Annotated in this window: 17 protein-coding genes, 1 pseudogene and 1 riboswitch; of the genes and pseudogenes, 8 read left to right on the top strand and 10 right to left on the bottom strand. The window is 70.7% G+C overall.

The annotated features are described in order from the left end of the window. Positions 1 to 40: 40 nt before the first annotated feature. Positions 41 to 2,257, top strand: coding sequence for an NADP-dependent isocitrate dehydrogenase (locus ACI2K6_RS13430; protein ID WP_112617452.1), 2,217 nt, complete (start codon positions 41 to 43; stop codon positions 2,255 to 2,257). A gap of 75 nt (positions 2,258 to 2,332) precedes the next feature. On the opposite strand, the gene ACI2K6_RS13425 is transcribed toward ACI2K6_RS13430, so the two are convergent. The 3 genes from ACI2K6_RS13425 to ACI2K6_RS13415 all read right to left on the bottom strand — a co-directional run bounded on the left by ACI2K6_RS13425 (position 2,333) and on the right by ACI2K6_RS13415 (position 4,854). Beyond that, the gene (locus ACI2K6_RS13425; protein WP_274178950.1) at positions 2,333 to 2,785 is read right to left on the bottom strand and encodes a GNAT family N-acetyltransferase; all 453 of its coding nucleotides are present in this window, start codon (positions 2,783 to 2,785) and stop codon (positions 2,333 to 2,335) included. Between the two features lie 68 nt (positions 2,786 to 2,853). After that, the gene (locus tag ACI2K6_RS13420) at positions 2,854 to 4,293 is read right to left on the bottom strand and encodes a L,D-transpeptidase family protein (protein ID WP_404568814.1); all 1,440 of its coding nucleotides are present in this window, start codon (positions 4,291 to 4,293) and stop codon (positions 2,854 to 2,856) included. A 123-nt stretch (positions 4,294 to 4,416) separates the two neighbouring features. Continuing rightward, positions 4,417 to 4,854, bottom strand: coding sequence for a hypothetical protein (locus ACI2K6_RS13415; protein WP_269267931.1), 438 nt, complete (start codon positions 4,852 to 4,854; stop codon positions 4,417 to 4,419). Between the two features lie 172 nt (positions 4,855 to 5,026). Here ACI2K6_RS13415 and ACI2K6_RS13410 point away from each other — a divergent pair, with 172 nt between their 5' ends. From ACI2K6_RS13410 to ACI2K6_RS13390, 5 genes and pseudogenes are all read left to right on the top strand, one after another. Next, positions 5,027 to 6,175 (top strand): ROK family protein, encoded by a 1,149-nt coding sequence (locus ACI2K6_RS13410; protein WP_274178948.1) that lies wholly within the window; start codon positions 5,027 to 5,029, stop codon positions 6,173 to 6,175. A 94-nt stretch (positions 6,176 to 6,269) separates the two neighbouring features. Continuing rightward, positions 6,270 to 7,529 (top strand): extracellular solute-binding protein, encoded by a 1,260-nt coding sequence (locus ACI2K6_RS13405; RefSeq protein ID WP_274178947.1) that lies wholly within the window; start codon positions 6,270 to 6,272, stop codon positions 7,527 to 7,529. Between the two features lie 59 nt (positions 7,530 to 7,588). After that, on the top strand, positions 7,589 to 8,566 hold the full coding sequence (locus ACI2K6_RS13400; protein ID WP_274178946.1) for a carbohydrate ABC transporter permease: 978 nt from the start codon (positions 7,589 to 7,591) through the stop codon (positions 8,564 to 8,566). Further along, positions 8,563 to 9,528, top strand: a complete 966-nt coding sequence (locus ACI2K6_RS13395) for a carbohydrate ABC transporter permease (protein WP_274178945.1) — start codon at positions 8,563 to 8,565, stop codon at positions 9,526 to 9,528. The genes ACI2K6_RS13400 and ACI2K6_RS13395 overlap by 4 nt, the downstream gene beginning before the upstream one ends. Further along, positions 9,525 to 10,289, top strand: a pseudogene (locus tag ACI2K6_RS13390) (ROK family protein); the annotation flags it as partial. The gene ACI2K6_RS13395 and the pseudogene ACI2K6_RS13390, both read left to right, overlap by 4 nt. 107 nt (positions 10,290 to 10,396) lie before the next feature. Here the strand turns inward: ACI2K6_RS13390 and ACI2K6_RS13385 are convergent. The 5 genes from ACI2K6_RS13385 to ACI2K6_RS13365 form a co-directional block, all read right to left on the bottom strand. Further along, entirely contained in the window at positions 10,397 to 10,810 is a 414-nt protein-coding gene (locus ACI2K6_RS13385; protein ID WP_162815470.1) for an NUDIX domain-containing protein, read from the bottom strand. After that, on the bottom strand, positions 10,807 to 12,174 hold the full coding sequence (locus ACI2K6_RS13380; RefSeq protein WP_274178944.1) for an FAD-binding oxidoreductase: 1,368 nt from the start codon (positions 12,172 to 12,174) through the stop codon (positions 10,807 to 10,809). Before ACI2K6_RS13380 ends, ACI2K6_RS13385 begins: the two co-directional genes overlap by 4 nt. After that, positions 12,171 to 12,569, bottom strand: a complete 399-nt coding sequence (locus ACI2K6_RS13375; protein ID WP_274178943.1) for a YrdB family protein — start codon at positions 12,567 to 12,569, stop codon at positions 12,171 to 12,173. The genes ACI2K6_RS13380 and ACI2K6_RS13375 overlap by 4 nt, the downstream gene beginning before the upstream one ends. Positions 12,570 to 12,631: 62 nt before the next feature. After that, a complete protein-coding gene (gene nagA / locus ACI2K6_RS13370; protein WP_404568813.1) occupies positions 12,632 to 13,792 on the bottom strand; it encodes an N-acetylglucosamine-6-phosphate deacetylase in 1,161 nt (386 codons plus the stop codon). Continuing rightward, the gene (locus tag ACI2K6_RS13365) at positions 13,780 to 15,342 is read right to left on the bottom strand and encodes a family 20 glycosylhydrolase (protein ID WP_404568812.1); all 1,563 of its coding nucleotides are present in this window, start codon (positions 15,340 to 15,342) and stop codon (positions 13,780 to 13,782) included. Before ACI2K6_RS13365 ends, nagA begins: the two co-directional genes overlap by 13 nt. A gap of 70 nt (positions 15,343 to 15,412) precedes the next feature. Then, positions 15,413 to 15,496: riboswitch (ZMP/ZTP riboswitch) on the top strand. A gap of 53 nt (positions 15,497 to 15,549) precedes the next feature. Here ACI2K6_RS13365 and glyA point away from each other — a divergent pair. Continuing rightward, entirely contained in the window at positions 15,550 to 16,824 is a 1,275-nt protein-coding gene (gene glyA, locus ACI2K6_RS13360; RefSeq protein WP_274178940.1) for a serine hydroxymethyltransferase, read from the top strand. A gap of 142 nt (positions 16,825 to 16,966) precedes the next feature. After that, complete coding sequence (locus tag ACI2K6_RS13355; RefSeq protein WP_274178939.1) at positions 16,967 to 17,848, top strand: bifunctional methylenetetrahydrofolate dehydrogenase/methenyltetrahydrofolate cyclohydrolase; 882 nt, start codon at positions 16,967 to 16,969, stop codon at positions 17,846 to 17,848. Between the two features lie 85 nt (positions 17,849 to 17,933). On the opposite strand, the gene ACI2K6_RS13350 is transcribed toward ACI2K6_RS13355, so the two are convergent. Next, on the bottom strand, positions 17,934 to 18,713 hold the full coding sequence (locus ACI2K6_RS13350; RefSeq protein WP_274178938.1) for an amino acid ABC transporter ATP-binding protein: 780 nt from the start codon (positions 18,711 to 18,713) through the stop codon (positions 17,934 to 17,936). Then, positions 18,710 to 19,555, bottom strand: a complete 846-nt coding sequence (locus tag ACI2K6_RS13345; protein WP_023955608.1) for an amino acid ABC transporter permease — start codon at positions 19,553 to 19,555, stop codon at positions 18,710 to 18,712. The genes ACI2K6_RS13350 and ACI2K6_RS13345 overlap by 4 nt, the downstream gene beginning before the upstream one ends. Positions 19,556 to 19,562 lie beyond the last annotated feature (7 nt).

Here is a 19,562-nt window from a genome sequence, read left to right as displayed (position 1 = left end):
TGAGGAACGACCCTCGACGCGCTTTTTGGAGAGACGACACGTGCCCGACTCGACCATCATCTACACGTACACCGACGAGGCGCCGGCACTGGCCACCGCCTCCTTCCTGCCCATCGTCGAGGCCTTCGCCGGTGCGGCCGGCGTGGCCATCGAAACCCGCGACATCTCGCTCGCGGGTCGCATCCTCGCCGCCTTCCCGCAGAACCTCACGCCCGAGCAGCAGGTCGGCGACGCCCTCGCCGAGCTCGGCGGCCTGGCGACGCTGCCCGAGGCCAACATCATCAAGCTGCCGAACATCTCGGCCTCGATCCCGCAGCTGAAGGCGGCCATCGCCGAGCTTCAGGCCGCGGGATACGACATCCCGAACTACCCGGACGAGCCGCAGAACGTCGACGAGAAGGACGTGCGCGCGCGCTACGACCGCATCAAGGGCTCCGCCGTGAACCCCGTGCTGCGCGAGGGCAACAGCGACCGCCGGGCCCCGCTCTCGGTCAAGAACTACGCCCGCAAGCACCCGCACCGCAACAAGCCGTTCGCCGACGGGTCGAAGACTCGCGTCGCGACGCTGGGCCACGACGACTTCAAGTCGAACGAGACCTCGACGGTCATCGAGGGCGACGACGTCCTCGCCATCCGCTTCACGGCTCAGGACGGCACCGTCACCGAGCTGAAGTCGGGCCTGAAGGTGCTGCCGGGCGAGGTCGTCGACGCGACCTTCCTCTCGGCCGCAGCCCTCGACGCCTTCCTCGCCGACACGGTCGCGCAGGCCGCGTCGGACGACGTGCTGTACTCGGTGCACCTGAAGGCGACGATGATGAAGGTCAGCGACCCGATCATCTTCGGCCACGTCGTCCGCGCCTTCTTCGCCGACGTGTTCGCTCGCTACGGCGATGACCTCGCCGCTGCCGGCCTCACCCCCAACGACGGCCTCGGCGCCATCCTCGCGGGCCTCTCGCAGCTCGCGAACGGCGACGAGATCCGTGCCGCCTTCGAGGCCGCCATCGCCTCCGGGCCCCGTCTGTCGTACGTCAACTCCGACAAGGGCATCACGAACCTGCACGTGCCCTCCGACGTGATCGTCGACGCCTCGATGCCGGCCCTCATCCGCAACGGCGGCAAGCTCTGGGGCGCCGACGGCGGCGAGGACGACACGATCGCCGTCATCCCCGACTCCTCCTACGCCGGCGTCTACCAGGCGACGATCGAGGACGTCATCGAACACGGCCCGCTCGACCCGGCCACGATCGGCTCGGTGCCCAACGTCGGCCTGATGGCGCAGGCGGCCGAAGAGTACGGCTCGCACGACAAGACCTTCGAGATCCCGGCCGCCGGAACCGTCGAGGTCGTCGACTCGTCCGGGTCGGTCCTGCTGTCGCACGAGGTTCAGGCGGGCGACATCTGGCGCGCGACGCAGACGAAGGATGTCGCGGTGCGCGACTGGGTCAAGCTCGCCGTCACCCGCGCGCGTGCGACGGGCGTGCCCGCCGTGTTCTGGCTCGACGAGAACCGTGCCCACGACGCGAACCTCATCGCGAAGGTGAAGACCTACCTCGCCGAGCACGACACGGACGGGCTCACGATCGAGATCCTCGCTCCCGCCGACGCGACGCGCTACTCGCTCGAACGCATCCGCCGCGGCGAGGACACCATCTCGGTCACCGGCAATGTGCTCCGCGACTACCTGACCGACCTCTTCCCGATCCTCGAGGTGGGCACGAGCGCCAAGATGCTCTCGATCGTCCCGCTGCTGGCCGGCGGTGGTCTGTTCGAGACCGGCGCGGGCGGTTCGGCTCCGAAGCACGTGCAGCAGCTCGTCGCCGAGAACTACCTCCGGTGGGACTCGCTGGGTGAGTTCTTCGCCCTCGCGGCGTCGTTCGAGCACCTCGCCGAGTACACCGGCAACGCTCACGCGAAGGTGCTCGCCGACACGCTGGATGCCGCCACCGGCACGTTCCTCGAGCAGGACAAGTCGCCGGGTCGCGCACTCGGCACGATCGACAACCGCGGCAGCCACTTCTACCTCGCGCTGTACTGGGCGCAGGAGCTGGCGGCTCAGACGGTCGACGCCGAACTCGCCGCCGCCTTCGCGCCGGTCGCCGAGACCCTCGCCGCGAACGAAACGGCGATCGTGGAGGAGCTGATCGCGGTGCAGGGTTCGCCGGCCGAGATCGGTGGCTACTACCGTCCCGACGCCGAGCTGGTCGCGGCCGTCATGCGGCCTTCGGCGACGCTGAACGGCATCATCGACGGGCTTTGACTCCGCTCTGACACAGCGAAACGCCCCGGCCGCTTCGGCGCCCGGGGCGTTTCGCGTCGTGCGTGGGGGAGTCCGTCAGAAGCGGATCTCGGCGACGACCTCGCCGTACTCGGTCTCGTTGACCGGCGTGAAGCCGACACGGGTGAAGAACGCTTCGGGCCCGCCCTCTCCGGCCTCGTAGATCACGTTGAGGCAGTCGAAGCCTCGCTTGCGCGCCTCGTCGACGAGCTGTTCGACGGCGAACCGTCCGACACCGCGGCCCTGGTCGTCGGCGTCGACGTTGATGCGCCACAGCACCGAGCGGAAGTGCTCGTGCGGCGCGTCGGGGTCGAAGCCCGCGCTGACGAAGCCGACGACCTCGTCACCGTCCAGGATCACGCGCTGCCACGAGGTCGCCGGGTCGACCACGGTCGCCGCGATCGCGTAGCTCTCGGGCACGACGAATCGCTCCTGCCCGGGCTTCAGCGACAGGTTGTTCACCGCGACGATCGTCGACGCCGACAGTTCTTCCACTCGGAGGTCAGCCATGGTCACAGGCTAACGGTGATCGATCGACCGCGCATCGGTCGATCGGGGGATGGGCCCGGATGCGTCGATCAGGCGTGGACGTAGACGTCGGTTCCGGCGACAGCCCACTCGTAGATCTGGGCGGCGCGCGAGTCGGGCATCCCGACGCAGCCGGCGCTCATCCGGTTGCCCCAGTTGCTGTGCCAGTAGACGCCGTGGAACGCCTGGTCGCCGTTGAAGTACATCGCCCACTTCACATCGGGCTGGACGTAGCTCACGCCCGAGTCGGCCGCGGTGCCGCGCATGTCCTGGCGCGGAGTCTTCCACCCGATCGTGTAGTAGCCGGTCTGGGTGTCAGCGCCGGGGCGGCCGGTGGAGACGAGCCACGAGTCGACCACGGCGCCGTTCTCCTTGAGGTAGAGGCGCTGTTCGCTCAGGTCGACCTCGAGCAGCCGTGTGATGGTCTCCGTCGTGACGGGGACGACCTCGACGGGCAGGCGGTAGGCGGCATCACCCGTCGCGAGCTGCTCCGCGAATCCGGCGGCGATGCCGTCCGTCGAGCTCAGCGTGCGACCGTCGAGGCCGGCGTCGGAGTCGTCGATGATCTCACCCGCGGCGTTGGCGAACACCACGCCGTTGACGGGCGCCCGATCGACAAGCCCCGGAAGGGTGTCGACCACGGGCTGGATGGCGGCGGGGTCGGCCGTGATCTCGAACGAGCCGTCGTCTTTCGTGCCGACCGTGAGCCAGCTCGCGGCCGTCGCGCGGTCGACGGGGACCGTGCGCTCGTCGCCGACGTAGAAGCCGACGCCGTCGAGCATGCTGTTCAGCGAAGCGGCGGCCTCCTCCGCCGCGGCGGTGGTGGTCAGCGCCGTCACGGGCGTGAGCTCGGGGTCGATGACCGCGTCGGTCGTGCCGGAGTCGAAGGCGCTCTGCAGGCCCGCACGGGCCGCCTCGGGGTCGACGCCCGCACCGGGGACGTCGGGACTGACGACATACGACGAGCCGTCGAAGGAGACGGATGCCGCCGTAGGCTCGACGTACAGGTCGCCCGCGGCGCCTCGCAGGGCGGTGGTGGCCGTCGCTTCATCGAGGGCCACGGGAGCAGCGATGGGCTCGCCGAACCACTGGGTGATGTTCCAGGCGGGCCGCGCGTCGAAGGCGGAGGAAGCGAGCTGCGTGCCGTCGACCTGTGCTCCGAGATCCGCACCGGAGACGCTGTCTCCGCCCTCGCCGAGCGTGACAGTGGTCTGATCGAGGCGGTCCTGTACGGCGGCCGCAGCGGCGCCCGGCGTCATGAAACCGACGGGAACACCGCCGATCGAGGTGCCGGGGGCGATCAAGAAGAGCGATGCGGCGGCGCCGCCGAGCGCGACGACGCCGACGGGAATGCCGATCCACAAGCCGAGGTGCCGCTTCTTGGGCGCCGGCTCCACGGGCGCCCATTCGACGCGCTGCCCGGCATCGTCCGAGGGCGTGCCTCGCTCGGCCGTGCTCTCGTGATCATGCTTCGACGCGACATCCGTCACCGCTGTACCCCCGTCTGCGCGTGAAAGCGCACTCGGTTCTTATGGTACGCGAAGGCACTCGGAGAGCGGCCTGAGTGAAACCAGAGCGTTATCTGGCGGCGCGATCCGGATCGCGCCGATGCGTCATTCCGTGCCGCAGAGCTCGGTGTAGGTGTCGATGCTGCCCTGCACGTCGCTCAGCGCCGTGGTGAGCTCCGTCGCACGATCGGTGTCACCGGCGGCCACAGCCTCCATCGATTCGGCGGCCGAGGAGAACGCCGTCTGCAGGTCGGGCAGGATGCCGGACACCTCTTCGTTCGTCACTTGGGCGGCGGCGTCGCCCATGCCGTCCGAGATCGTGCGCAGCGCGCCGGCGGCGGCGGCGGGATCGGAGGGGTCGATCTCCTGGATTCCCTGCGTCGCCTCGGTCATGACGTCGTTGACCTGGGTGCACGCCTCCTCGACCGACTGGGTGCTTGCGGGGGTCGAGCCCCCAGCAGCGGAGCCGTCTCCGCCGGTGCACCCGGTCAGGGCGACGAGCGCCAGCGCGGTGACGGTGAGGGCGGTCAGGCGACGGTTCATGGGGTTCTCCTCGATGCAGCGATCTCTCCACCCTACGGAGGCGCGACGATCGAACGTTCCCCTTGACATCTGCAGGGGAGGCAATGTGCGGATGCAACGGGTTTGTAAACATCGCTAGCAAACCTGGACGCAACTCTTGTGTCCGCCACATTCGTAAGGTCTACTAACAAACATGGCGAGCACCGATACCGAGGCCCCGCGGCGCACGACGCGCACCCGGCGCCCGGGCGCGAAGATCCTGCCCGAGCACGCTCGGGCGCATAACCGCGCGCTCGTGCTCGAACGGCTCTTCCACGGCGGAGCGATGAGCCGTGCTGACCTCGCTCGCCAGACCGGCTTGACCCGGGTGACGATCTCCGACCTCGTCGCCGAGCTCATCGGCGACGGCTTCGTCAGTGAGCGAGGCACCCGCGAGGCCGCCGGACCGGGCAAGCCCGCGATCCTCGTCGACCTCGCTCGCGACGGCCACCGCATCGTCGGCCTCGACCTCTCCGGGAGCGACCGTTTCCTCGGTGCGGTGATGACCCTCGACGGCGAGATCGTCGCTCGTCACGAGGTCGCCGTGCCCCGAGGCCGCGACGACATCCTGCCGGCGGTCGTGCACCTCGCGCGAACACTGGTGGACGACGCGCACGCGCCGGTGCTCGGCGTCGGCGTCGGCACCCCCGGTGTCGTCGATGACACCGGAGTCGTCCTCGCGGCACCCGGCCTCGGCTGGGATCGCCTCGACCTCACCGGCATCCTGAGCGAGGCGGTCGGCGCCCCGGTGCTCGTTGCCAACGACGCCAACGCCGCAGTGCTCGCCGAGCACACGTTCGGCGGTGCCGGCGACGACATCATCCTCGTGAAGGTCGGCCGCGGTGTCGGTGCGGGCCTGCTCACGGGTGGCGAACCGCTGCGCGGCGCGCGCTCGGCCGCCGGCGAGATCGGCCACGTGACGGTGGGCACCGACGGCGGCCCCGATTGCGCGTGCGGGAAGGTGGGATGTCTCGAGGCCTGGATCTCGGTTCCGTCGCTCTCCGCGCGTATCGCTGCCGGCGCCGCGAGCGACCGCGACGGTCTGCTGCGAGACGCGGGCGAACGTCTCGGCATCGCCCTGGCCCCCATCGTGGGTGCTCTCGACCTGTCGGAGATCGTCCTCTCCGGCCCCGCGGAACTTCTCGACGGCACGCTTGCGAGCGCCGCCGCCGAGACGGTGCGCACACGCACGCTCGCCACGTTCCACGACGAGCTGCAGGTGCGGATGACGGAGCAGGGCCAGGACATCGTCCTGCGCGGTGCTGCCGTCATGGTCCTGTCAGGGCGTCTCGGCGTCTCCTGACTTCGCTCCACAGCTCCATAGCCCCACCTGCACCACCAGCTCCACACCCGGGCGAGCCATCCGACTCGTCGACACCAGAGAAGAAGGAATCACCATGAAGAAGAGCCTCGGAGCACTGTCGCTCCTCGGTGTCTCCGCCCTGCTGCTCGCCGGTTGCGCGAGCGGCGACGCGGGACAGAGCGCCGAGACCGGCGACCTGACCGTATGGCTGGTCGGCACCGACACGCCTCAGGACGCCCGCGACTACCTCAAGAAGACGTTCGAAGCAGAGAACGAGGGCTGGACGCTGACGATCGAGGAGAAGACCTGGGCCGACACCGCGGACAACTACGTCGCCGCGCTGTCGTCGAACGACGCGCCCGATCTCGTCGAGGTCGGCAACACGCAGTCGCCCGGCTTCATCGATCAGGGTCTGTTCCTCGACATCTCCGACCTCCAGGCGGACCTCGGCGGCGACGAACTGCTGCAGAGCTTCGTCGAGCTCGGGTCGGCGGACGGCAGCCTGTACGCCGCTCCCTACTACGCGGGGTCGCGCATCGTCTTCTACTCGCCCTCTTCGTACAGCGGCGAGGTGCCGACGACGCTCGAGGAGTACGTCGCCGACGGCATCGCTGCGACGACCGCCACCAAGTCGGGCATCTACGCCCCCGGCAAGGACTGGTACAACGCGCTGCCCTACGTCTGGGCGAACGGCGGCGAGATCGCGACGCAGGACGGCGACACCTGGAAGGGCGGCTTCTCCAGCTCGGGCGGCATCGCCGGTCTGACGATGCTCCAGGACGTCTACCAGAACGCGACGACCGCGCCGGCTGACGCGGACGAGACCGATCCGCAGGTTCCGTTCTGCGCCGGCGAGATCGGCTTCCTCTCGGCTCCGGCGTGGGTGAAGTGGTCGATCCTCGCGCCCGCCGACGACGCGAAGGCCCCGGGCTGCCCCGAGACGGTCGGCGCCGATCTGAAGGCGTTCGCTCTTCCGGGCATGACCGCCGGTGAGGTCGCTCCGGTCTTCGCCGGAGGCTCGAACATCGCTATCGCGGCGAAGTCGGACGCTCCCGACAAGGCCGAGGCCGCACTCAAGATCATCCTCTCGGAGGGGTACCAGAAGATCCTCGCCGAGAACGGGCTCATCCCCGCGCTGACCTCGTTCGCCGACTTCCTGCCCGATGACGAGATCACGGTCGAGGCGGCGAAGGCCGTCGCATCGTCGAAGGCCGTTCCGGCGAGCCCCAACTGGTCCGAGGTCGAGTCTTCCGGTGTGATCAAGGACGCTCTCGTCAAGATCGCGCAGGGCGGCGACGTCACGGCGATCGCGACCGAGCTCGACGGTCAGATCGAAGCCATCCTCAACAAGTAGTCGTGAGTCGTGGGGCGCGGGAGTCCGCGCCCCACGAACACCGCAGAGAGGACAGCACGATGACTAACGTGCTCACCCGAACGCCGCGACGGCCCGAGCCGCGGGCGAAGCACGGGCCGCCGCCTACCGCGCGGCAACGGTCTCGGCGTCGCCGCGACAACGTCGGCGCGCTGACGCTCCTCGGCCCCTCGCTCATCATCCTCGGGGTGATGGTCGGGTACCCCGCCGTACTGATGCTCGTGCAGTCGTTCACCGACTACGCCATCCGCAACAAGGTGCAGGGCACGCTTCCCGACTTCATCGGGTTCGAGAACTACCTCGAGGTCTTCACGCAGTCCGACTTCCCGGCCGTCCTCGTCCGCAGTCTCGGGCTGATGGTGGCCATGACCGTGCTGATCGTGGGGCTCGGCGCCCTCGTGGCGGTGCTCATGACGCGCCTGCGGCGCGGGTGGCGCATCCTCGTCTCGCTCGGTCTCCTCCTCGCCTGGGCGATGCCGCCGCTGGCGGCGACCACGGTCTGGGGATGGATCTTCGACTCGCAGTACGGCATCGTCAACTGGGCGCTGAACACGATGACCGGCTCGACCGACTGGACCAACCACTCGTGGCTGGCGAACCCGTGGTCGTTCTTCTTCGTCCTGACGGTGATCGTGGTCTGGCAGGGCGTGCCCTTCGCGGCCTTCACCCTGTACGCGGCGCTGGGGCAGGTCCCCGCCGAGGTGCTCGAGGCGGCATCCCTCGACGGCGCGGTCGGGTGGCAGCGCTTCCGACTCGTCGTGTTCCCGTATCTGCGCAACGTCGTGACGGTCGTCGTGGTGCTGCAGGTCATCTGGAACCTCCGTATCTTCACGCAGGTCTACGCGCTGCAGCAGCGTGGCGGCCTCATCTCCGAGACCAACGTGCTCGGCACCTACATCTTCCGGCAGGGCCCGGGGGAGTTCGGCGTCACGAGCGCGATCGGCGTGCTCATGGTCGTGCTGCTCCTCACCCTCTCGTGGGGATACATCCGCACCACGCTCAAGGAGGAGGAGCTGTGAGCACCCAGGTCACCCCGGCGACCCAGCTCGGCACGATCGGGGTCGATGAGGTCATCGGCGAGGTGGGCCGGGCGAAGCGCCCCCGGCCGCGCTCGCTCGCCGTGCGACGACCGCCGCGCCGCCGCATCCTCTCGCGCGCAGGACTGAACCTCGCCGCGCTCGTCGTGTTCGTGTGCTCGGTGTTCCCCGTCTACTGGATGCTGAACATGTCGTTCACGCGCGGCGAGAGCATCATCAGCCGCACCCCGAGCTTCCTCCCCTTCGACTTCACGCTCGGCAACTACGCCACGGCATGGACGCGCGAGGCGGCCCCGGGGCAGACCGACTTCGTGCACGGGCTCCTCTCGTCGACCCTGGTGACGGTCGGCGTGCTCGTCATCACGCTGGTGCTGGCCTTCCTCGCCTCGATCGCCGTGGCCCGCATCCGCTTCCGTGGGCGGCGCTCGTTCATCGTCGCCGTCCTCATCGTGCAGATGATCCCGGGCGAGGCGATGATGTTCACGATCTACGGCATGATCGACGACTGGCGCCTGATGAACACCCTCGTCGGCCTCGGCATCGTCTACGTCGCCGCCGTCATCCCCTTCACGATCTGGACACTGCGCGGATTCGTCGCGGGTGTTCCGGCCGATCTCGAAGAGGCGGCCATGATCGACGGGTGCACCCGCACCCAGGCGTTCTGGAAGGTGACGTTCCCCCTGCTGGCGCCCGGACTCGTCGCCACGGGCATCTTCGCCTTCATCCAGTCGTGGAACGAGTTCACCATGGCGTTGCTGCTCATGAAGGGCTACAACCTGACGCTCCCGCCGTGGCTGCTGTCGTTCCAGTCGGCGACGGCAGCGACCAACTGGGGCGCCGTGATGGCGGCATCCACCCTCATCTCGATCCCCGTCGTGATTTTCTTCCTCATCGTGCAGGGGCGGATGTCGGGCGGGCTCGTGTCGGGGGCCGTGAAGGGATGACGCTGCGCATCGGTGTCGACGTGGGCGGCACGAAGATCCTCGCCGTGTCCGTGGATGGCGACGGCAACGAGATCGCCCGGCTGCGTCGGCCGACCGGGTGGGGCGGCGATGTCGTCGCCGACGGCGTCGCGGCGGTCGTCGCCGACCTCGCGGGGGCTGAATCGGTCGTCGCGGTCGGCGTGGGCGTGCCCGGGCAGATCCTGCCGGGCAGCGGCGTCGTCGAGCATGCCCTGAACCTCGGAATCGACCGGTACGACCTCGCGGGAGCCGTCGCGGCGCGGATCGGCATTCGACCGGTGATCGACAACGACGTGCGGTACGCGGCGGTGGGTGCCCGGGCACTCCGTGCCGGGGGAGGATCGCTCGCTTTCCTGAACCTCGGAACCGGCATCGCCGCGGGCATCGTCGACGAGACGGGCCCGCGCCGCGGCGGGCGCGGCGCGGCCGGTGAGGTCGGGCACATCCCCATCGACCCGAATGGGCCCCGTTGCCGCTGCGGACAGCGCGGATGCATCGAGGCGTTCGCCGGCGGGGGAGCCGTCGCCGAGCGCTGGGGCGGTTCCTCGCCGCTGCCCGTGCTCGCGGTCTTCGATGCTGCGGATGCGGGGGACGAGCGCGCCGACGGCATCAGAGCGGACGTGGTGCGCGGCGTCGAGGCGGCGGTCCGGCTGCTGGTGCTCACGACCGACGTCGACGTGGTCGTCTTGGGCGGGGGCGTCGCCGCGCTCTCCGATCGGCTGCTCGTCCCGGTGCGGGCCGCTCTCGCCGCATCCGCCGGCGCGTCGCCGTTCCTGCGGTCGCTGCGGTTGGACGAGCGGGTCGAGCTCGCGCCCCGGGACGTGCCCGTGGGGGCGCTGGGTGCCGCCGTTCAGGCCCAGGCGAGCGGAAGCAGGTGCTCGGTGCTGAGCGGTGCGAGCGGCAACGCCGCGGCTTCGGGAGCGGTGAGCCAGCGCGCCTCCGCGATCTCGGCGGCGGCGCTGACCGACGCGGGGTCGAGCGTGATCGCGAACGCCTCGGCGACGACGCGGAAGCCCGGCTCGTTCGCGGCATCCGACTCGAACCGGCCGAGGTAGACGAGGTCGGGCTCGGCCACGACGACGCCGAGCTCCTCGTGCAGCTCGCGGACGAGGGCCGCGCCGGCGGACTCGCCCGGCTCGGGCTTGCCACCGGGCGCCATGAACCGCTCGGTGCCGCGCTTCCGGACGAGCAGGGTACGCCCGTCGCCGTCGGTCACGACCGCCGCACTCACGTGGACCTCCCCGGCCGGGACGGAGTCGCTCACGGCGCGAACACCTTTCCGGGGTTCAGGATGCCGGCGGGGTCGAAGACCCGCGCGATGCGCCGCTGGAGCTCCCACTGGTCGTCGCCGAGCTCGTCCGCGAGCCAGCGCCGCTTGAGGACGCCGACGCCGTGCTCGCCGGTGAGCGTTCCGCCGAGGCGCAGCGCCGACTGGAAGAGGTCTTCCGCCGCCTCCCAGATGACCTCCGGGACCTCGTCGCCGTCGAAGATGAAGTTCGGGTGCAGGTTGCCGTCGCCCGCGTGGCACACGGTCGGGATCGTCAGACCGAAGCGCTCCTCGATGCGGGCGATCTCGTCGAACATCGCGGGCAGGGCGCTGCGCGGCACCGAGACGTCCTCGATGAGCGCGGTTCCGAGGGTCTCCATCGCGGGATGCATCGACCGCCGCACCGTCCACAGTTGCTGGGCCTCGGCGTCATCGGCGGCAAGGCGCACGGTGCCGCCGGCGGCCGCGAGCACCGCGACGACGGCCTCCGCCTCGGCCGTCGCGCCCGGGCCGTCGGTCTGGACCGTCAGCTGCGAGGCACCGGGCGTGGGGGCGGGAAGCCCGAGCAGGCGGTGCGAGGCGGCGAGGGAGGTCGCGTCCATCAGCTCCATGATCGCCGGCTGGATCCCGGCCGCCGTGACCGCCGATGCCGCGACCGCGGCGGAACGCACATCGGAGAACGTCGCGGCGATCGTCCGGGCCTGGCCGGGGACTAGGCGGCGGAGCTTCAGCGTCGCCGCGACGACGACGCCCAGGATGCCCTCCGACCCGATGACGAGCGAGGTCAGGTCGAGGCCGGTCACGCCTTTGACGGTGCGATGTCCGAGACGCATCAGGCGACCGTCTGCCAGCACGAGATCGAGGCCGAGGACCGCGTCTCGCACCACCCCGTACTTCGCGCAGAGCAGGCCGCCCGCGCCGGTGGCGATGTTGCCGCCGACGGTCGAGATGTCGCGGCTCGCGGGATCGGGCGCCCACCAGAGGCCGTGCTCCGCGAGCGCCGTGTTCAGCTGCCCGTTGAGGATGCCGGGCTCGACGACGGCGATGAGGTCGTCGGGGCGGACCTCGAGGATGCGGTCCATCGAACGCAGCGAGAGCCCGATCTCACCCGCGCCCGTGTTGGCGCCGCCCGCGAGGCCGGTGCCGGCGCCCCGCGGCACGACCGGGGTGCCGGTCGCGGAGGCGATGCGCATCGTCGCCTGGACGTCCTCGACGGTGCGGGCGTGAACGACGGCGAGGGGCGATCCGGATGCCGCCTGGCCCGACTTGTCCGCCCGAGCGGCGGCCCGACCGGCATCCGAGACGTCGACGCGGTCGCCGAGCTCGGCGACGAGCCGGGCGACGACGTCGGGAGCGGTCATGACAGGCGCCGGCGACCGGCGATCACACCGCAGGTCACCGCGATGACCCCGAAGACGAGACCGACCCAGGCCTGGTCCATGCTCCACCACGCGATGGTGGCCGAGGCGTAGACGAACAGCTCGACGAGGGCGCGCACGAACGGGTGCACCATGAGCACGGCACGCGGCGAGACGAACAGGGCCCACAGGAGGATCGCGGCGACCGGAGCGCCGATGCCGAAGACCAGGTTGAGGGGGAAGTCCCACGCCGCGAAGCCCCAGATCGCGAAGGTGACGAAGGCGAAGAGCTGGCAGGCGAAGGCGAGGAGGTCGATCGCCGAGAGAGCCCGTCGCGTGCCGGCCGCCTGCTGCGGCGCCTCGGGGGTGGCGGGACGGACGTTCGGCAGTTCGGACATGCCTCCGATTCTAGGCGCCGGCCTCACGTCGCCGACCTCGGGAGGGACCTCGGGCGAACGGGTCACGCGCGCCCGGTCCAGACGCGGCGGACGCGCAGGTCGGCGTCGAGCAGGACGGCATCGGCCGGGCTCCCGATCTCGAGCCTGCCGAGGTCGGGACGTCCGATCGCGCGGGCCGGAGTAGCCGTCAGCGCCGTCACAGCTGTCGGCAGCGCCACGCCCGCGGCGACGGCCGTCCGCAGCGCGGCATCCTGCGTCAGGGTGGATCCGGCGATCGTGTCGTCGGCGAGCCGCGCCACGGAGTTCTCGACGCGCACCGCGAGCGCCCCGAGCACGTAGTCTCCGTCGGCCGATCCGGCGGCCGCCATCGCGTCGGTGACGAGCGCGATGCGCCCCGGTGCGGCGGCGAAGGCGATCCGCACCACCTCGGGGGCGAGGTGCACGCCGTCGGCGATGACCTCGAGCGTGACGCGTGGGTCGGCGGTGGCCGCGCCGATCGGACCGGGCTCACGGTGGTGGAGGCCCGGCATGGCGTTGAAGGCGTGGGTGAGGATCGTGGCGCCGGCGTCGAAGGCCCGTCGGGCGGTCTCGGCGTCGGCGTCGGTGTGACCGACGGCGGCGGCCGCACCCGCGGCGACGATCCGCTCGATCGCGGTGAGCGCGCCCGGCAGCTCCGGAGCGATCGTGACCTGGCGGATGGTGCCGCGACCGGACTCGAGCAGCCGCGCGACGGCGTCGGCCTCGGGCCCGATGAGCAGTTCCGGATCATGGGCGCCGTGATGCCCGGGATCGAGGAACGGCCCCTCGAGGTGCGAGCCGAGCACCGTGGCATCCGTTTCCGCGAGGTCGGCGATGGCGGCGACCCGTCGGACGAGGTCGTCGACGGATGCCGTGACGAGCGAGATGACCGCTCGGGTCGTGCCGTGCGCCCGGTGCAGCGCGCGCGCGGTGCGGATCGTCTCGGCACCGTCGTCGTATGCCGCGCCGCCGCCGCCGTGGCCGTGGATGTCGATGAAGCCGGGAGTGAGGATCGCGCCGGGGCCGGCGGCATCGGTGGCATCGACGACCTCGTCGACCGGTTCTTCGGCGACGGCATCGCGCCACGCGCCGCCGGTGCCCTGCGCGGCGACCCGCCCGTCGCGCACGACGAGCCAGGAGTCGGGCATCTCGCGGCCCCCGTCGACGAGCCGAACGGAATGGATGACGCGGTTCAGACCGTCCATGCGACCTCCGGGGAAGCGGGGAAGCGGATGCCGAGGGTCGTCCACAGCGGTCCGAGCGCGCCGACGCGTTCGCGGAAGGACTCCCACGTGCGGTTGTCTGCGCTGCCGGTCGCAGCCGACCAGGCGGCTTCAGCGGCCGCCGCGATGCGAGGGAAGGCGAGTGCATCGATGTCGTCCAGGTCGCGGACGGTCTCGGTCCACAGCGGCGCTTCGACCCCGAGGATGTCGTCTTCCGAGATGCCGGACACGACCTCGCCGGGCTCCCACGAGTAGGCCCGTTCGAGGCTCGTCGGACCGTTCGCCCAGGTCAGGCCGAGGGGAGCATCGGCCGTCGGTTTCATGTCGAGGTACACGGCGTCGGCGGGCGAGAGGATGACGCGGCCGCCGCGCGCGACGAAGGCCCGCGCACGTTCGTCGGCACCGTCGGTCGGCGAGACGAGGCCCCAGTACTGGCCGATCGTGCCGGGCGCGAGATCCGCGGCGGCGCCGGCCTCGTGCCAGGCGATCGGCGTCTTGCCGAGGTCGGCGATGACCCGCGAGGTGCGGGCCACGAAGGCCGCGAAGTCCTCCGCCGGGGTGCCGTGCGCCTCGTCACCGCCGAAGTGCAGGTAGGGGCCGGGGGTCAGCTCCGCCAGCTCCGTCAGGACGTCGTCGACGAAGGCATCGGTCTCGGGTGCGCCGATGCGCAGCGACGAGAAGCCGACGCCCATGCCCGTGTACGCCTCGCCGGCGACGGGAGCGGGGCCGCCCGCGGCATCCCACCCGTCCAGCGCCGGTGGCGCGGCGACCTCGGGGTAGGGGAGCCCGACGGCGTGGGTGTGGCCGGGCATGTCGAACTCGGGCACGACGGTCATGTGGTTCGCCGCGGCGCGGGCGATGATCGCGCGGTAGTCGTCGGCCGTGAAGAAGCCGCCGGCGCCGCCGCCTACCGCGCTCGCCGCCGCCCGGGCGGTGAGCTCCGGGCGGCGGGTCAGCGCGAGCCGCCATCCCTGGTCGTCGCTGAGGTGCAGGTGCAGGACGTTGAACTTGAGGCTCGCCGCCCGCTCGAGGTAGGCGGTGACGGTCGCGACGTCGTGGAAGTGGCGGGCGACATCGAGCATCACGCCGCGATACCCGAAGCGGGGGGCGTCGTCGATGTCGACCCCCGGAATCACCCAGCCGTCGGACGAGCGGGTGATCAGCTGGCCGAGAGTCTGCACGCCGTAGAAGAGGCCCGCGGAGTCGGCGCCCCGGATCGAGATGCGGCGGTGGTCGACCGACAGCCGGTACGACTCGGGCGGTCCGTCGCTGTCGACCGAGAGGTCGATCGCGGCGCCGTCGAGCTCCGCGGTGCTGTCGGGCTCCGCGGTGCTGTCGGGCTCCGCGGTGCTGTCGGGCTCCGCGGTGCCGGCGGCCGCGGTGAGGTGCACGCCGTTCCGGGTCAGGACGAGCCGGTGCAGGACGCCCGCGGCATCCGGGTCTCCCGTCACCGCGACGGTGTCCGTCAGGGTGAACGTCACCCCCTTCGCGGGCGTGACCGAGGCGGGCAACGGGACCAGCGGCAGCGACATCAGCGCGCCCCTATCTGTAAGGGTGCCTAACAAACTTTGAGCCAGCGTATCAGTGCGGCATCCGTTATGCTCGACGCGTCGCGACTGGCGTTGAGGTGGGCCACCACCGGGGAGCGACCGACACGGCATTCGACCGCACGCCTGGGCCGATGTGGAACCTTCACTGCTCGTAAGCTCCGTCCCGAAAGCCGTCGTCTGGAGATCGTCATGACCGATTCGTACTTCAACGCCCCGCTCGCCGAGGTCGACCCCGAGATCGCCCAGGTGCTCGAGCGCGAGCTCGACCGCCAGCGCGGCTACCTCGAGATGATCGCGTCCGAGAACTTCGTGCCTGTCTCGGTGCTGCAGTCGCAGGGTTCCGTGCTCACCAACAAGTACGCCGAGGGTTACCCGGGTCGCCGCTACTACGGCGGCTGCGAAGAGGTCGACGTCGCCGAAGAGCTCGCGATCGAGCGGGCCAAGGCGCTCTTCGGCGCCGAGTTCGCCAACGTCCAGCCCCACTCGGGCGCGACGGCCAACGCCGCCGTCCTGCACGCGATCGCGCGCCCCGGTGACACGCTCCTCGGCCTCTCGCTCGACCACGGCGGCCACCTCACCCACGGCATGAAGATCAACTTCTCGGGCCGGCTCTACGACATCGTCGCCTACGGCGTGAACCCGGACACCTCGCTGATCGACATGGACGAGGTCCGTCGCCTCGCCCTCGAGCACAAGCCGAAGGTGATCATCGCCGGCTGGTCGGCCTACCCCCGCCAGCTCGACTTCGCCGCCTTCCGTGCGATCGCGGACGAGGTCGGCGCGTACCTCTGGGTCGACATGGCGCACTTCGCCGGTCTCGTCGCCGCCGGTGTGCACCCGTCGCCGGTGCCGCACGCCCACGTCGTCTCGTCGACGGTGCACAAGACCATCGGCGGCCCCCGCTCGGGCATCATCCTCACCAACGACGCCGACCTGGCGAAGAAGATCAACACCGCGGTCTTCCCGGGCCAGCAGGGCGGCCCGCTCATGCACGTCATCGCCGCGAAGGCGACGGCGTTCAAGCTCGCCGCGACGCCGGAGTTCAAGGAGCGCCAGGAGCGCACCGTGCGCGGCGCCGCGATCATCGCCGACCGTCTGACGCAGCAGGATGTCGCGGGTGCCGGCATCGCCGTCCGCTCGGGCGGCACCGACGTGCACCTCGTGCTCGTCGACCTGCGCGACGCGGCGATCGACGGCAAGCAGGCCGAAGACCTGCTGCACGAGATCCACATCACCGTCAACCGCAACGCGGTGCCCAACGACCCGCGCCCGCCGATGGTCACCTCGGGCCTGCGCATCGGGACGCCCGCTCTCGCGACCCGCGGCTTCGGCGACGCCGAGTTCACCGAGGTCGCCGACATCATCGCGCTCGCGCTGCAGCCCGGCGCCGACCTCGATGCCCTGCGTGCTCGCGTGGCGACGCTCGCCGACGCCTTCCCGCTGTACCCCGGCCTGCAGCAGTAACCCGGCGTCGCCGGTCGCCGACCGGTCGCCGAGAACGCACCCTCCCCGCGAGAACGCACCCCGCACGGTACGTTCTCGCCCGGAGCGTATGTTCTCGGCGACCGCGCCCCGGCGACCGCGACCCTCTCGAACGGAGAACGACATGACCGCGCAGAAGCTCGACGGGCGGGCCACCGCCGCTGCCATCAAGACCGAACTGGCCGACCGCGTCGCCGCGCTGAAGGCCCGCGGAGTCACCCCGGGCATCGCGACGGTGCTCGTCGGGGCCGACCCGGCATCCCAGCTGTACGTCGGGATGAAGCACCGCGAGTCCGAGGCGATCGGCATGAACTCGATCCAGATCGAGCTGCCGGCCGAGTCGACGCAGGCGGAGGTCGAGGAGGTCATCGACCGCCTCAACGCCGACCCGACGTGCCACGGCTACATCGTGCAGCTGCCGCTGCCCAAGCACCTCGACACCGACCGCATCCTCGAGCGCATCGATCCGGCGAAGGATGCCGACGGCCTGCACCCCGTCAACCTCGGGCGTCTCGTGCTCAATGTCAACGACCCCATCACGACGCCGCTGCCGTGCACGCCGCGTGCCGTCATCGAGCTGCTGCAGCGCAACGGATACGACCTCGCGGGCAAGAAGGTCGTCGTCGTCGGGCGCGGTGTCACGATCGGCCGGTCCATCGGTCTGCTGCTGACCCGCCGCGAGATCAACGCCACGGTGACCCTGACTCACACCGGCACCGCCGACCTCGGCGCGCACCTGCGCGAGGCCGACGTCATCGTGGGTGCCGCGGGCGTGAAGCACCTCGTCACCGCCGCGGACGTCAAGCCAGGCGCCGCCATCCTCGACGTGGGCGTGACCCGCGAGAACGATCCCGAGACCGGCAAGTCGAAGGTCTACGGAGACATCGCGCCGGATGTCGCCGAGGTCGCGGGCTTCCTCTCGCCCAACCCGGGCGGCGTCGGCCCGATGACGGTCGCCCTGCTGATGACCAACGTCGTCGAGGCCGCCGAGCGCGCGACCGCCTGACCCTGCTTCCTCCACCCGTCGACTCGCCAGAAAGTGCGGATGCCGGCCCGCCCGGATCCGCGTTCTCTGGCGAGTCGACGGGAGCTCAGAGGAAGCGGGAGAGGAAGGCGCGGGTCCGGGGCTCGCGGGGAGCGCCGAACACCTCCGACGGCGCGCCCTCCTCGACGATGACGCCCTGGTCGAGGAAGACGACGCGGTCGGCGACATCCCGCGCGAACGCCATCTCGTGCGTCGCCATGAGGATCGTCGAGCCGGCCACCGCGAGGTCGCGGACGAGCTCGAGCACCTCCCCGACGAGTTCGGGGTCGAGCGCCGAGGTGATTTCGTCGAGCAGCAGCACTTCGGGATCCGTGGCGATCGCGCGGATGATCGCCGCTCGCTGCTGCTGACCGCCCGAGAGCCGGTCGGGGTGCTCCCCGGCCTTGTCGGCGAGCCCGATGCGCGCGAGCAAGTCCCGCGCACGCGCCTCCGCCTCGCGCCGCGGCACACGGTGCACGACGCGCGACGCGAGGGTCACGTTGTCGAGCACGGACAGGTGGGGGAAGAGGTTGTAGCTCTGGAACACCGCTCCCAGCCGCGCGCGCACCGCGTTCGCGTCGACCCGGGGGTCGGAGATGTCCGCGCCGGCGAGGAGGATCTGCCCGTCGTCGATCGGCTCCAGCAGCCCGAGGCAGCGCAGCAGCGTCGACTTGCCCGAACCGCTTGCGCCGATGAGGGCGACGACCTCGTTCCGGGCGAGCGACACATCGACGCCGCGCAGCACCTCTTTGTCGCCGAACGACTTGCGGATGCCGCGGGCGCGCAGCACGTCGGCGACGCTGCCGGGCTCGGTGTCGAGCGCACTGCCGGGTCGATTCCGGCTCACAGGATCGATCCCGTCTGCTCGCGGCGTCGGAGCCTCGCGGTGTACCAGTCCGTCAGTCGGATCGTCGGGATCGCGAGCAGCACGAACAGCACGCCTGCCACGACGTACGGGGTGAAGTTGTAGGTCGTCGCGACCACGCCCCGCGCCTCGGCGATCGCGTCGAACGCCGCGAGGATCGAGATCAGTCCGACATCCTTCTGCATGGAGATGAAATCGTTCATGAGCGGCGGGGTCATCTTGCGCAGCGCCTGCGGCAGCACGACCCGCACGAGGGTCTGCGGGTAGCTGAGCCCGAGCGCGCGGGCGGCGAGACGCTGCGACGGATGCACCGACTCGATGCCCGCCCGCACGACCTCCGCGACGTAGGCGGAGTACGTCAGCGTGATGGCGAGGACTCCCAGAAGCACCGGATCGATGCGGGTGTTCAGGATCGTCGGCAGCCCGAATCCGATCAGATAGAGCACGATGACGAAGGGCAGACCGCGGAAGAGGTCGGTGTAGGCCGCGGCGATCAGCCGGAGCGGGAAGAACACCGGTCCGCGCAGGGTCCGCAGCAGCGCCAGTACCAGCGCCACCGCGGCGACCGTGAAGACCGAGATGGCGAGCACCTGCAGGTTCACGAGGAAGCCCTGCCACACCTCGGGGAGGGCCTGCAGCGCGACGGCGGGGTCGAAGAAGCTCCGCTGGACGGTCGCCCAGCCCTCCGTGTTGATCACGGTCACCCAGACGACCGCGGCGAAGGCGAGTGTCGAAGCGACGGCGATCAGGACCGACCGGCGCTCGCGGCCGCGCCGGTACGCTCGGCGCTCGAGTTCGAGCGCGCTCGGGACGGAGGTGGTCACGGATAGA

Origin of the sequence: Microbacterium sp. NPDC006705 (assembly GCF_044903545.1) — a bacterium.
Classification (GTDB): domain Bacteria; phylum Actinomycetota; class Actinomycetes; order Actinomycetales; family Microbacteriaceae; genus Microbacterium; species Microbacterium plantarum.
The sequence above is the reverse complement of the archived record's forward strand: the minus strand, read 5'-3'. Positions and strand labels throughout refer to the sequence as shown.